We start from the raw sequence: 14,172 nt of genomic DNA on the forward strand, positions 1-14,172 counted from the left end.
GAAAATCAAAAGAAAAAGGGAGCGGACGCTCCCATTATGAATTGCTTATTTTCTATGTACGTTAAAAAGTTCTATAAGATTAAGCTGGTCAAGAAGGTTATAAAGCCTGTCGTCCCACACATTCACCTGAATTGTGATATTGTCGACATTAATAAGTTTGATCAGATAACCTATAACTGAGGACACCATTGAAAGGGAATCAAGAACATTAAAAGTGATATGATCTGCTCCCTTCGCAACAAGTGACTGGGAAACGTTTTTAATTTCGTCATAATCATCAAGAGATTTGATATTACCTGTGATCTCTATTGTACGCCCGTCGACAGCCCTGATATCCATATCGCCCCCCTTTAGACTTTAAATTTCTTAAGTTCATACGACACTGTACCGGACTTTTCAGCAAGCGTCCCCGCAACCTGCTCAACACTTGCTCCCGCCTGAGTATTTTCCAGAGAAATATTAGTAATATCTTCCATAGCGTCTATCATACCTTTAGTTTTTGTAGCTATAAATGTACTCATTTTAACCATTTCTGAAGATACAGCCACAGTTTCATCAAGCTTTCTGCTCGTATCATCTGCCAGAGCCACAAGCTCCTGCGAGCGCCCTGATGCCTCCCGCATACTTTCTGAAACTTCTGTAATTGCTTTCGAAGAGCTGCCTATACTGCCGACTATCTGGTTTGTTATGTGGCTGATATCAGCAAGAGAGGTCTGTGTTCTCTCCGCAAGTTTCCTGACCTCGTCTGCAACCACAGCAAACCCGCGCCCATGTTCTCCGGCTCTTGCAGCCTCAATGGATGCGTTCAGAGCCAATAGATTTGTCTGATCTGCAATTTCAGAGATGATGCCCAGAACATTCTGTATCTCTTTTGCCTGCATGTTCAGTTCCTGCATATTTGCAGCAAGGTCAAGCTGAGAGTCGCTGTCGGAAGCTATCCTGTCCACAACACTATTCATAGATGTCACAAGCTCCAGCAGACTGTCACGTCCCTTCTCCAGAACTTCTGTAGTGGTAACTGCAAGCTCTTCTGTTTTATCCAGATTCGACGCCACTTCGTTCACAAGGACACTGCTCTCCTCAACTTTCGACGTCTGGACAGAGATATTCTGAGCCAGAGTTGCGGCAGTTGAAGAAAGTTCTTCACTTGCGCTGACATTTTCAAGCACACTGTCCAGAGAAGTCTGAACTGTATGCTGAACTTTTGATATAAATCTGTTAGTATTATCAGCGGCAGTTTCAAACTCATCTGCCGTTTTGATGTTTATCCTCTTTGTAAGGTCGCCGTCCCCCTCTGCCAGCTCATGAGTTGCGTCTGTCAGAGCCTTAAGCTTTGACGTAACTATCACCCGCAAAAGGAAGACCATAACAATAATTATCACCACGAAGCCGGAAAGCGAAATAATTATCTGAACAACAGCCACCTTCTCTGCCGCTGCTATCTCATTATTTACAATATTATAATCCTTCCCTACAAAAAAAGCTCCGGCAGTATCACTGTTGAAACCTTTTACAGGGTATTTCACAATGAAATAATTATCAGTTACGAAATATCCACTCTCCTTTTCAATATCTCCAGCAGCTGCCTGTTTCAGCTCATCAAGAAAATTGCTACTAACAGAGTCACTTACAAGCAGATCGTACTCACCAACATTTACAACATCAGAAGCTTCTATAGCCCCCTTCTGCACAGCAGTTAAAACATGTGCCCTGAGGTCTTCTGATGCAGCTTCAGCAATGACACTGCCCGGCAGTATGACCTCGAGTGAGCCAACATACCAGTCCATCTGAAACATCGGAGCGACACCACGGACTGTAATACCTGTTCTGCTAAGTTCCACGGCATCTACGATCCCCTTAGTCTCCCGAACCTGCATAACAGATTTGCGCTCTGTGCTCAGGTCTTCCCCGTAATTATCGAAGTCCCACGAACGGAGAAAGCTTTTTGCGTCTGCATCATGCATATGTATTTTAAAATTCGAGCTGAACACCTTAGAAAGTGAGTTTGAAACCTTTTTGAGTATTTCGAATGCTGCATTTCTGTCCTGCAAAACAAGTGCATCAACAAGAGCTGTATTTTGCGAAAGAGAAACGGCATTAGTCAGACACACACTGAGATTTGAAGATATTGATTCGTCAATATAGCTTGTGATTGCAGATGCTTCCTGCTGGTAAACACCTCTCCTGATAGACTTCATCACATTCACAGAATAAAGGGCAAAAATCAGCACAGTAAGCGCTGTCACCCCAACCATAGGAACCAGAAACTTAAAAGCAATGGTTCTTTTTTTCCCTGAAAGCATCGGCACCCCCAGTATGAGTGTAGAATATTATTCTATAATATCTGCTTTTCATTACGTTTAAAACAGACACACGAATCATACCAAAGAGAATATATTTCTTTCAACATTTTATTTAAAGGATATCAGCAGCCATGGATGCCAGCCTGCTCCTTTCACCTTTATCGAGATAAATCGTAGAGGCGTGTTTGAATTTGGCATAAGTGAACTTCTCTGAAGCATTCACAAGACCGTTATCCCTTTCGTTGAGATAAGGGTTATCTATCTGCTTCAGATCGCCGGTAAATACCATTTTGGAATTGACTCCGGCTCTGGTTATTATCGTTTTTATCTCGTGGGGGCTTAGGTTCTGGGCTTCATCCACCACAAGATAGGTATCCATAAGAGTGCGCCCGCGGATATAAGTCAGCGCTTCGATCTCAAGCATTTTCGATGCTTTCAGATAATCTATAGTCGCATCATGCATCTGAGATTTTGACAGATACTCATCTTTGGTGTCCAGCTTCCCTTTATCCATCATATGCACGATAAATTCCATATTGTCATATATAGGCTTAAGCCACGGGTCGAGCTTTTCAGATATCCCGCCGGGGAGATACCCTATATCACGCCCCATAGGTATCGGCGACCTGGTAACAATAAGCTTTTTAAACCTTTCATTAAGGACAGAATGAAGACCTGCGCACAGAGCGAGTAGAGTTTTACCTGTACCTGCAATGCCTATAGCAAAAACCACATCAATTGAGGGATCGAGCAGCGAGTCCATCAGATAAATCTGTTTTCTGTTTGCCGGAGTAATGCCGAGAATAGGTTCATTCTGATGGAGCAGCCTGAAAATACCTGATTCATCAGCACCATTGACGACATATCTTGCAAGTGCGCTCTTCTGGTTATTAATCTGCCCCTTTAGAATAAAATATTCGTTCACACGGGGGGAGAACTCTGTCTCATCCTGCCTGTAGACACCGCTAGGGCAAGGAAGCTCCTTCTCCTGATAAAGCGTATCAATATACTCATCCGGAACATAAAGAGTATCATCGTGCTGTTCAATGAAGGATGTACTTTTTTCGTGGTAATAGTCCTCAGCGTCAAGCCCCATGGCATTAGCTTTAATCCGGAGGTTAACGTCTTTTGAAACAATTATAGTCTCTCGTTTAGATTCTTTCTTAACCTGCATTGCAATGGCAAGTATAATATTGTCATTCTTACCTATTTCAAATCCTGAGGGGATCATGGCTTTGGTGCTTTCATCCTGAAAGCGTATGCTGAACTTGCCGCCAGACTCCAGCGGAACTCCTTTGAGAAGGTCACCCTTCTCTTCTCTGTAATGCTCTACAACCCTGATAAATGATCTGGCATTGTAGCCGTTAAGGTCAACATTTTTTTTGAAAGAATCAACTTCTTCCAGCACCACAGCGGGAAGGATGATGTTGTTGTTCTCAAATGTTTCTATGCAGTTAGGAGAATACAGGATTACGTTGGTATCGATTATGAAATTTTTGACTTTGCGAGGTGTCATAGCAACTCCGGTGTTAAGATGTGATATAATATGTTAGTCTTCACTATAACTGATTGTCAAGCAAGAGTTCACATGGCAGCACCCTTTGACAAATAGTTTATATGCATCATCACGGAGCTTTATTTGGCAAACATGGAAAAGCACTACGGAAACGTAAAACCGGTCAGCTTCAAATCCATATACGAAAAACAGTTGTACAATATTCTGAGTGACCTCAGACTACCTCTTATGACTGTCATCTTTTTCACTACTGTATATGTTCTGCTAATGATGATTCTGAACGGAAAAACAGACGGCGAAAGTGTCGCAAATTACTTCTTTCACACGATTATAACATTCACGACCATCGGATACACAGAAGGCTACACAGACAGCATCACAGCCAACAGGCTTGTCACCTCTGTTTTCCTGATGGTTGCCTTCCCGCTGGTTTATTTCTATGGTCTTGCCGCCACAGTGCAGGTTATCCTGCAAGGGGAAATTAAACATAAATTCAGACACTGGAGGATGTACAGCAAAATGGAACACGTCAAAAACCACTACATAATATGCGGTTTCAACGAAACCTCCAAAGAGATCATGCGAAGCTTTGTAAAGCGCAAAATCCCTTTCATACTCATAGACCCCAACGAATCGAAACGTCAGGAGATAATCGAATTCGGAACAACATTTTACGTCATCGCTCAGCCACAAAGGCGGGATTCTCTTCTGGGGCTTTTTATTGAGGATTCTAAAGGCTTAATCACAACATTTGACGATGACACCCTTGACATCGCCATCATAGTCACTGCAAGGCTCATCATGCCGGACAAGGAGAACTACTTCATATTCTCCACCAGCACATCTGAAATGGATTCTGAAAAGATGAAGCTTCTGGGAGCCAACGAAGTTATCGTACCCGCAGTCACAACCGGCAGACGGATAACGTCATATGTCCTACACCCCCCGTCACCGGCAATGAGTGGCTTTCTCGACCTTGTGGCATACGGAGAGAAGAGCAATGTGGATATCGTAGAGATAAGGATAAGCGAGGAGTCAGAGTTTGCAGGAAAATCTATTGCAGATTCGCTCTTCAAAGATAAAACAGGCACTAACATTATCGCAACAGTTGACAGTAAAGGCGACATAAACACCATACCTGACAGAAACACTATATTGGCTACAGGTACTTCTATCATTGTACTTGGGACACCAAAACAGCTGGAGAAAGTCGCTGCATATTCCAAAGGGGGGACAAAATGATACAGTGGAGCAAGGTCTGGTCTGACCTTTTTATAATTCTGGCACTGACAAGTAATATCGGATTTTTAGTGAGCAAAGACCCCTATCAGCTTGTGATAGCAATTGGCGTCAACCTCATAGCGACTGTACTGAAATTTAATATAAAGAAATTTCTTGCGGCAGAGCTTCTGGCAACCGCATTCATATCTGACCTTCACCTGATCCCCGCAGCGATACTCTACTTCTCCGGTTCGACATCATCGCTTGTTACCGGACTGGCTGTGGGCGCTGCTGTTGCAAATATGCTAAGCGTTATACTGATAATAATAGATATAATAATGTCATATGGTCAGCAGGAAGATATTTAATAAACAATGTATCCGCCGCCGAGTATATATTGGAAGTAGGCGTCAACTTTCAGAAAATTCAGCTCATAGGATTCAGGTAACGGAACTCCGGCTGTCTTTTTCAGCGCACTTACCGCTTCACGGTCAAGGTCAGGATACCCGCTTGACTGAAGGACTTTTATACTGGAGATCATTCCATCTTTGCTAATAACAAATGATATCCGCACTGTCCCCTGCTCACCGCGCATTGCTGCCGACCTGGGATATGCCCAGACCTGATAAAGCCTGCGGGCGAATTTATAGAAATAAGACTGGTATTTAAGCTTAACATACTGCATAGAGACAGAATCTTCCCCTTCGGGCATCCCGCCCCCTTTAGCGTATTTATCAATAATATCCTCAGGGTTGAGTATATCGTCTATCTGCCCCTGCGAGAGTTCGTCTTTAGGCGTAACACTAGGGAGCTGAACAGGAGCATTATCGTCGATGATCTCCTGTTTGGAAGATTCCTTCTGTTTACGCTGCTGGGTTTCCTCAGGCTTCTCCGGAGGTTCATCCCCCTGTCTTTCAGACTTCTGCTTCATCTGTTTCTGCTCTTCACCCATGTCCGGCACAGGTGCCATCTGGTCAAGGTCTGTCTTCAGGTCTTCATCAAGGGGAACATCATCAATAGTCTTTTTAGGAGTTTTAGCTTCAGGTGCAGGCTCTTCCTTTGGGGCAGGCTTCGGCTTTTCTTTCGGAATAACAGACACGGATATAGGGCGTTCTTTCTCCTTCTCCGGCGTGCTAAGATCCAGCAGTGAAAGAACTATCAGGTGAATTATAATTGATATAACTATAAAAATGAGAAGCTTATTATTGCGCATGAAGAAAAAATACTCTCTCAATGGTTTATAATCAAGACAGAATGTGTTGGGTTTTAGTTCTGATATTTAAAATATAGTGCGAAGCACACGAAGTTACAGCTTCGTTGTCACAGCGAGAGCATATGCAGGATACGTCACTGCGAAGCAGGGCTGCGGCAGTCTCTGGACTCGTTAGTTAATCCTGAGATTGCTTCGTCATTACATTCCCCGCAATGGCTTATAAGCTCTTAAGCTGTGATCAGCTCATTCATCAGCGCATAAATGCGTGGTGTTCTGTCTTCGACCGCATAAAATGACTTGACATGACTACACTCAAGTCTTATGTTACGAATTAGATCAAGCAATATATAAGGAGGACACTATGGCTATTGTAAGATGGGATCCATTAAAGGATCTTATGACTATGCACGACAGGATGAACAAAATCTTTGACGAGACCCTCAGCAAAAGCACACAGGGGAACTATGGCGACTGGCTTCCTCCAGTAGATATTTTTGAAACAGAGGAAGAGATCGTCATCATGTCAGAACTCCCGGGCATGAAAGAAGAGGATATCGACATTCAGGTATCCGATGGAGTTCTCAGCCTTAAAGGTGAAAAGAAATACCCTATTGAAGGGGAAAGAGATAACTTCTACCGCCTTGAACGTTCATACGGAAAATTCAACAGATCATTTGCGATACCAAATACTGTTGACATAGGCAGCGTAAAAGCTAATCTGAGAGACGGTCTTCTGAAGGTAACTCTAAAAAAGAAAGCTGAAGTACAGCCAAGAGTTATCAAAGTTGAAACTGACTAAATAAAACAATAAAGGAAAATTAATTAATGGCTAGAGACTACTACGAAGTGCTTGGAGTCCAGAAAGGAGCTTCAGCCGAAGAAATCAAAAAAGCATACAGAAAACTCGCAAGAAAATACCACCCCGATGTCAACCCTGGGGATTCAACAGCGGAAGATAAATTTAAAGAGATATCCGAAGCTTACGGTGTTTTAAGTGATACAGAGAAAAAGAAGCAGTATGACAGTCTCGGTCACGATACATTTAAAAACGGTGGTCACGGTTATGACTTTTCCGGTGCAAACTACGAAGACATTAAGAACCACTTCGGAGGTTTCGACTTTGGCGATATATTCGGCGGAGCAGGAGGCTCCAGAAGCAGGCGCTCCCGTGCACCGAGAAAGGGCGAGGATATCCACTACACAATCCAGATCCCGTTTAAAGATGCAATTTTCGGCAACGAATACGAAATAGCTGTTAACCACACAGTGAGCTGTAAATCCTGTGGAGGCAAAGGCGGTGACAAATCCACATGCCCGGCTTGCGGCGGTTCAGGACAAGCCATGTCCCAGCAGCGCGGAATGTTCGGGGTAGCACCATGTACCACATGCAAAGGTACAGGTGAGATAACCCAGAATGTATGCGCTGTATGCCGAGGCTCAGGCTACAGCAACAAACAGGAAAAGATTAAGATAAAAATACCGAAAGGCGTGGACAAAAACTCAAAAATACGTGTAGCCGGCAAAGGGAACGCAGGACCCAACGGCGGACCGCAGGGCGACCTTTACATCATAACAAATGTTAAAAGTCATGAAGTTTTTGAGCGTCAGGGAAATAATCTCTATGTTGAAGTGGATGTGGACATGTTTGAAGCCGCACTCGGTGAAAAAATAAAAGTCCCCACTCCTTATGGTGCTGTAACGATGAATATTCCGGCAGGAACTCAGCCGGGGCAGAAATTCCGCATAAAAAACAAAGGTGTTCCTGCTCTTGGCAAAAGTGTTATAGGCGACCTTTATGTTGTTATCAAAATAACTATACCACAGGTTGCACAAGAAGCAGACCGTACAGCCCTGAAAGAGATGCAGAAGAAATACATGACCGGACAGCGTGACAAACTGGTAGAAAAAGCGAGGCTTTAAAAAATGAAAAATACGCCGCTGTACATTATCAGCATAGTTTCTGAAATGCTGGATCTGCACCCGCAGACACTCAGACAGTATGAGAGACTTGGGCTTGTACACCCTCAGCGGACGCAGGGAAATACCAGGCTCTACTCAGAAGATGACCTACAAACACTGAAGTTTATACTCACCCTTACGAAAGACATGGGCGTAAACCTTGCAGGTGTCGAGGTTATAATGAACATGCGGGAACAGATGGCTGAACTACAGGAGCAGAACAATCAGCTTAAAGAATTTATTAAGCAAAATGCTCAGCACCTGCAAAAAGCTAAAGAAGGGCTTGTCCCCTCCAGCCACACAGGAATTATAAAAGTAAAAATAAACGAAGAAGATTAGAAAAACTTTGAAAAACGAGAATACAAAAAGAGGAAAATAATGTTCAACTTTAACAAAATGACCATTAAAGCACAGGAAGCTGTGCAGTCTGCATTGGAGCTTGCAGAACAGCATAGCCACCAGCAGCTTATGCCTGAACATCTCCTCCTCGCTCTGATGACTCAGGAGGAAGGGATGGTCACCCCTCTGCTCCAGAAAGCAGGGGTGAACACTAACCAGCTTATAACCGATACTGAAAAACTGCTGGGGAAATACCCTAAAGTTGAAGGAAATGTTCAGTTATATATCGGACAGGAAGCAAAAAAGGCTCTGGACTACGCCTTTGAAATGATAAAAAAGTTCGGGGACGAATATGTCTCAACTGAACACATACTTCTGGGTGTAGGAGAAAATGCAGACTCAAATCTCCGGTCGGCACTCTCTGCGAACGGGTACAGTCTGAATACTCTGCTTAAAGCATACGAGTCAGTAAAAGGCTCAACACGTGTTACAGATCAGAATCCGGAAGATAAGATGAACGCACTGGATAAATACACCATAGACCTTACCGAGTCAGCACGTGCAGGAAAACTTGACCCAGTGATAGGACGTGACGAAGAGATAAGGCGTGTCATACACGTTCTCTCAAGACGCACCAAGAACAATCCTGTGCTCATAGGTGAACCCGGTGTGGGTAAAACTGCCATAGCCGAGGGACTTGCCCAGAGGATTGTGAACGGTGACGTACCGGAAACCCTTAAAGGGCGCACAGTAGCCGCTCTTGACATGGGTTTACTCATTGCAGGAACAAAATTCCGCGGAGAGTTCGAAGACAGACTGAAAGCTCTTTTGAACACTATAAAAGAACGCCACGGTGAAATAGTGCTCTTCATAGATGAAATGCACACCCTTGTCGGAGCAGGAAAAACTGACGGAGCAATGGACGCTGCAAACCTTCTGAAGCCCGCACTTGCAAGGGGAGAGCTCCACTGCATTGGAGCTACAACCCTCGACGAATATAAGAAATATGTCGAAAAAGACACAGCCCTCGAAAGAAGATTCCAGCCTGTAATGGTTAAGGAGCCTTCTGTAGAGGACACAGTATCAATTCTGCGTGGGCTGAAAGAACGCTACGAAGTTCACCACGGAGTGAGGATTACTGACAATGCTATTGTTGCAGCAGCGCACATGGCAAACAAATACATCAGCGACAGGTTTATGCCTGACAAAGCTATCGACCTTATTGATGAAGCAACAGCCAAAATCCGTATGGAGATAGACAGCCTGCCCACAGAGCTGGACGAGCTTGAACGTCGTATCACTCACCTTGAAATAGACAAACAGGCGCTTAAAAAAGAGAAAGACAACGCCAGCAAACAGCGTCTTGAAAAACTTGAAAATGAACTCGCCAATCTTAAAGAGCAGGCACAGAGTATGCGTGCTGCATGGCAAAACGAAAAAGACGTGATACAGAATGTCCGGCACATAAAAGAGCAGATCGAACAAACTAAACACGAAATGGCATCAGCAGAAAGGCTGGGTGATCTGACAAAAGCATCTGAACTTAAGTACAGCAAACTTGTGGAGCTTGAATCCCGACTACAGGGAGCAAACAGTAAACTGAGCGAACTTCAGAAAAATAAACGCATCCTTAAAGAGGAAGTAGACGAAGAAGACATTGCTACTGTTATAAGCAAATGGACAGGTATACCGGCAACCAGACTCCTCGAAGAGGAAGCAGACAAACTGATACGCATGGAGGATTATCTTCATAAACGTGTAGTAGGTCAGGACAACGCCATCAGAGTTGTGAGCGAATCTGTCAGAAGAAGCCGTGCCGGTCTGAATGACCCCGGCAAACCAATCGGTTCATTTATATTTCTGGGACCTACGGGTGTTGGTAAAACAGAGCTTGCCAAGTCGCTTGCGGAATTCCTGTTCGACTCGGAAGATGCTATCGTAAGGATAGACATGAGTGAATACATGGAGAAACACTCCGTGGCAAGGCTTATCGGAGCGCCTCCGGGATATGTAGGCTATGACGAGGGCGGTCAGCTCACCGAAGCTGTTCGCAGACGTCCCTACTCTGTTATCCTTATGGACGAAATTGAAAAAGCACATTCTGACGTTTTCAATGTGCTCTTGCAGCTTTTGGATGACGGCAGGCTTACAGACTCCAAAGGGCGTACTGTCAGCTTTAAAAACTGCGTCATCATCATGACATCGAACATTGCAAGCGATATGATACATGATGCATTCGCTGAAGATGGTGACTGGGAACAGAAATACAGCAGTATACAAAAAATTGCCATAAGTCAGCTCTCCGGCTATTTCAGACCTGAGTTTCTAAACAGAATAGACGATATCGTTGTGTTCCACCCTCTGAATGAAACTCACATTACGGAAATAGCAGAGATACTTATGCAAGTTTTTGCTAAACGTGTTCTTGAAAATAACATAGAACTTAACTGGACAAAAAATGTCATAAATGAGATAGTTAAAGCGGGTTTTGATGCCGCGTACGGAGCAAGACCTATGAAACGTGCCATACGAAGGATGGTAGAAAATTTTATCGCAGAAAAGATTATCAAAGGAGAACTGAAAGCTGGTGACAAATGCCTGCTGGACTTTGACGGGAACCAGATGATTTTAAAATTTTCTTAACTTAAGAGCGAAACGTATCCCCGTATGCTATAATTCACCAAATGGTGGTTTAATGAGAGAAACAGAAGAAACTGAAAAAAAAGAAAAATCTGAAGATGAGAGTGCAACAACAGCTAAAGTAATGCCCGCTCCTGTGAGTGAGACTTCACTTAAGCATTACCTGAACTCTATCTCTGCATACAAACCCATGACAAAAGCTCAGGAGTTTGCAATAGGAGAGCGGATTCAGGCAGGCGATGAAGATGCGCTTAACACACTCATCCTATGTAACTTAAAATTTGTAGTATCCATAGCCAACAGATACCGGAATACCGGTCTGCCCATTGCGGATATTATAAATCAGGGGAATCTGGGGCTTGTGGAGGCTGCGAAAAGGTTCGACCATACAAAAGATGTCAAGTTCATATCCTACGCCGTATGGTGGATCCGTCAGTCCATAATTCAGGCTCTAGCTGAACAGTCGGGTACTGTCAAACTACCTATCAAACAGGCGGGGATCCTCTACAAGATAAACGGTGCTACAGAAAAGCTCAACAAAAAGCTAAACCGTGAACCGACAGCCAGCGAGCTTGCCGAACAGCTTGAAATGGATGAAGCGGATATCGAGAATGTTCTGCGGGTTTCAAGAAACTATCTCTCACTTGAAGCACCTATTAAAGACGGAGAGGACAGGTCTTTCATCGACCTTCTGGAATCAGGCACAAAAGATATTGAAGAAGATATCATCTCGAAAACACTAAAAACCGCTCTGGACGACATCGTTGATGAACTTGATGAACGTGAATCACAAATAATAGAGTGGCGTTTCGGTCTGAATGAAGAAGCACCTAAAACTCTTGAAGAAATCGGGGAGCTGATGGATATAAGCCGTGAACGTGTCCGGCAGCTTGAAACACGGGCTCTTTCAAAACTCCGCAAGAAGGCGATGAAAAATAAATTACAGGATTTTTTAAACTAATGGAAACATATACACTTGTCCGACCTGAACACCTTAACCACTACGGATATCTTTTCGGTGGAGTTCTTCTAAAATGGATAGATGAATGCGCATTCCTAACTGCAGCTAAAAATTTCAGAGGAGTGTCATTTGTAACTGTAGCTATGGACAAGATTGTGTTTAAACATCAGGTGGCAAACGGATCTGTACTCAGGTTTAAAGTTGAACCTGTAAAGCAGGGAACAACATCTATCACATATGAAGTAAAAGTTTTTGGCGATGCCCCATGCGCAGAACGAGAGCAAGAAGTATTCAGCACTAACATAACTTTTGTAAGCATAGATAAAAACGGTCGGCCGACACCGCTACCGCATAAATTAGATATAAGTTAGCCGAGCGCTCTCATATCATCATCGATATCTACGCCCTTTACAGTAAGATAGTCTCCAACCATTAATGCGTTAGCTCCCGCTCTGAGAAGCTTTTCTGCACTATTTTCTCTAAAAACAATACTCCGCCCGCCGCAAATTCTGATATCCTGTTTCGGAAGAATAAACCTGACCATAGCAACTATACGGAGAGCCTCTTCTTCACTAAGAACCTGCTGGTTGTCCATAGGAGTTCCTTTTATGGGGTTTAGAAAATTAATTGGAACAGAATCAACGTTGAGACCTCTCAGGATAAATGCAAGCTCTGCCCTATGCGCCCAGCTCTCTCCCAATCCGAATATCCCGCCGCAGCAGACATAAACACCGGCACGCACTGAATCTCGCACAGTTTCGACATCTCTTTCATAATCATGTGTTGAGCATATTTCTGGAAAATAGCTTCTAGCCACTTCTAGATTATGGTGGTATGCCGTCATGCCAGCTTCTTTAAGTTCTATAAGCTGTTCATAACTAAGACATCCAACAGACGCATCCGCCAGAAGTCCATGCTTATTTATAACGCCCATAGCTTCTTTGATCTTCTGAAACTCTTCATCATTCGGTCCGATACCGCTTGTAACAATACTGAAGCGTTTAACTCCTTTGGCAGCAAGATCTTTTGCAGCGGCATCAATACGTTCCATATCTATGAATCCGTAAACAGGCGCACCGGTACTGAAGTGAGAAGACTGTGCACAGAAGGAACAATCTTCACTGCATAGCCCGCTCCTTGCATTTATAATAGCGCACGTCTCTGCTTTAATACCTTTATACTGCTTTTTAATCTGCTCAGCAAGGAACAGAAGCTCGTCCAGATCAGCATTAACTATAGTGCTGACATCCCCTGCCCCTGCTTCTCCCCCTGCGATTATCTTTTCGTAAATATCTCTGATCATTTTTTACCCGATATAATAATGAATCTTGAATTCACATAACCTGTATAGTCATTAGTTTTGACCTTCCACCATGTCATGCCCGCATTAGTTATCTTTTCCAAAAGGCTGAGCTGTTGCCAGCTTACGAGTATTTCGAGTACATCAGACTTAGTCGACGGGTACTGCCATAATATCACACCATCCTTCACCGCATATCCGAACCCAGGTTTCTGTCTGGCAGCATCAGGTTTTTCAGGTCCAGGCAGTTCAACAGAATCTTCCGAAGGCTGGGGTTCTGTATACATCTTCGTTACAGCGCCATCCTGCTCAGTTTTAACAACGTAAGGAACTGCGGTATCGTTCGACCTTATCTCACGCAGTTCTTCTCTTTTTGCCGGAAGTTTTTCCGACTCAAGAACAACTACAGAATCTTTCAAGCCATCAACAACCTCTTTCAGCCTTTCATGATATTGCCTCTGTATCTCTATTTCATCAGCCTGAAATTTTACACTTTCATCAACCATATCCATAGACTTACGCATATTACCAAGCTCAGCCCGCATTTCATCAGTCATAATTCTGATATTTCGAACTTCATTGCGTATACCATCTATATCTTTTTCATAGCTTTTAAGCCGTGCTCTGCTTGCGCAGGAAACGAGCGAAAGGGTAAGAATTACCAAAAGGATTTGCTTAAACATTATAATAAAACCTCAAATATGTTGAATAATACAGACT

General features: G+C 43.6%; 14 protein-coding genes. 8 read left to right on the forward strand and 6 right to left on the reverse strand.

What is annotated here, in order from left to right; genetic code table 11:
• Positions 1-45: 45 nt before the first annotated feature.
• From DACET_RS08535 to DACET_RS08545, 3 genes are all read right to left on the reverse strand, one after another.
• A complete protein-coding gene (locus DACET_RS08535) occupies positions 46-339 on the reverse strand; it encodes a hypothetical protein (RefSeq protein WP_013010976.1) in 294 nt (97 codons plus the stop codon).
• An 11-nt stretch (positions 340-350) separates the two neighbouring features.
• Complete coding sequence (locus DACET_RS08540; protein WP_013010977.1) at positions 351-2,303, reverse strand: methyl-accepting chemotaxis protein; 1,953 nt, start codon at positions 2,301-2,303, stop codon at positions 351-353.
• Positions 2,304-2,415: 112 nt separating this feature from the next.
• On the reverse strand, positions 2,416-3,819 hold the full coding sequence (locus DACET_RS08545) for a PhoH family protein (protein WP_013010978.1): 1,404 nt from the start codon (positions 3,817-3,819) through the stop codon (positions 2,416-2,418).
• A 132-nt stretch (positions 3,820-3,951) separates the two neighbouring features.
• Here DACET_RS08545 and DACET_RS08550 point away from each other — a divergent pair, with 132 nt between their 5' ends.
• Both DACET_RS08550 and DACET_RS08555 read left to right on the forward strand, forming a co-directional pair.
• Positions 3,952-5,061 (forward strand): potassium channel family protein, encoded by a 1,110-nt coding sequence (locus DACET_RS08550; RefSeq protein WP_148214229.1) that lies wholly within the window; start codon positions 3,952-3,954, stop codon positions 5,059-5,061.
• Complete coding sequence (locus tag DACET_RS08555; protein WP_013010980.1) at positions 5,058-5,408, forward strand: DUF6394 family protein; 351 nt, start codon at positions 5,058-5,060, stop codon at positions 5,406-5,408. Before DACET_RS08550 ends, DACET_RS08555 begins: the two co-directional genes overlap by 4 nt.
• Here the strand turns inward: DACET_RS08555 and DACET_RS08560 are convergent.
• Positions 5,405-6,253, reverse strand: coding sequence for an energy transducer TonB (locus tag DACET_RS08560; protein WP_013010981.1), 849 nt, complete (start codon positions 6,251-6,253; stop codon positions 5,405-5,407). The genes DACET_RS08555 and DACET_RS08560 overlap by 4 nt on opposite strands.
• A gap of 361 nt (positions 6,254-6,614) precedes the next feature.
• On the opposite strand from DACET_RS08560, the gene DACET_RS08565 reads away from it, so the two are divergent.
• The 6 genes from DACET_RS08565 to DACET_RS08590 are packed head-to-tail and all read left to right on the forward strand — an operon-like array spanning position 6,615 to position 12,523.
• Positions 6,615-7,052 carry an Hsp20/alpha crystallin family protein gene (locus DACET_RS08565; protein WP_013010982.1) on the forward strand — a complete coding sequence of 146 codons (438 nt, stop codon included), beginning with the start codon at positions 6,615-6,617 and terminating at the stop codon, positions 7,050-7,052.
• Between the two features lie 26 nt (positions 7,053-7,078).
• Positions 7,079-8,173, forward strand: coding sequence for a molecular chaperone DnaJ (dnaJ, locus tag DACET_RS08570; protein ID WP_013010983.1), 1,095 nt, complete (start codon positions 7,079-7,081; stop codon positions 8,171-8,173).
• A gap of 3 nt (positions 8,174-8,176) precedes the next feature.
• Positions 8,177-8,551 carry a heat shock protein transcriptional repressor HspR gene (locus DACET_RS08575; RefSeq protein WP_013010984.1) on the forward strand — a complete coding sequence of 125 codons (375 nt, stop codon included), beginning with the start codon at positions 8,177-8,179 and terminating at the stop codon, positions 8,549-8,551.
• A gap of 39 nt (positions 8,552-8,590) precedes the next feature.
• The gene (gene clpB / locus DACET_RS08580; protein WP_013010985.1) at positions 8,591-11,194 is read left to right on the forward strand and encodes an ATP-dependent chaperone ClpB; all 2,604 of its coding nucleotides are present in this window, start codon (positions 8,591-8,593) and stop codon (positions 11,192-11,194) included.
• Positions 11,195-11,246: 52 nt separating this feature from the next.
• Positions 11,247-12,152 carry a sigma-70 family RNA polymerase sigma factor gene (locus DACET_RS08585; protein ID WP_013010986.1) on the forward strand — a complete coding sequence of 302 codons (906 nt, stop codon included), beginning with the start codon at positions 11,247-11,249 and terminating at the stop codon, positions 12,150-12,152.
• Complete coding sequence (locus DACET_RS08590) at positions 12,152-12,523, forward strand: acyl-CoA thioesterase (RefSeq protein ID WP_013010987.1); 372 nt, start codon at positions 12,152-12,154, stop codon at positions 12,521-12,523. Before DACET_RS08585 ends, DACET_RS08590 begins: the two co-directional genes overlap by 1 nt.
• Here DACET_RS08590 and bioB read toward each other — a convergent pair.
• Positions 12,520-13,455 (reverse strand): biotin synthase BioB, encoded by a 936-nt coding sequence (bioB, locus tag DACET_RS08595; RefSeq protein WP_013010988.1) that lies wholly within the window; start codon positions 13,453-13,455, stop codon positions 12,520-12,522. The two genes, DACET_RS08590 and bioB, sit on opposite strands and share 4 nt — an antisense overlap.
• On the reverse strand, positions 13,452-14,135 hold the full coding sequence (locus DACET_RS08600) for an SH3 domain-containing protein (protein WP_013010989.1): 684 nt from the start codon (positions 14,133-14,135) through the stop codon (positions 13,452-13,454). The genes bioB and DACET_RS08600 overlap by 4 nt, the downstream gene beginning before the upstream one ends.
• Between the last annotated feature and the right edge of the window lie 37 nt (positions 14,136-14,172).

The sequence above is a fragment of the Denitrovibrio acetiphilus DSM 12809 genome (assembly GCF_000025725.1).
GTDB lineage: Bacteria > Chrysiogenota > Deferribacteres > Deferribacterales > Geovibrionaceae > Denitrovibrio > Denitrovibrio acetiphilus.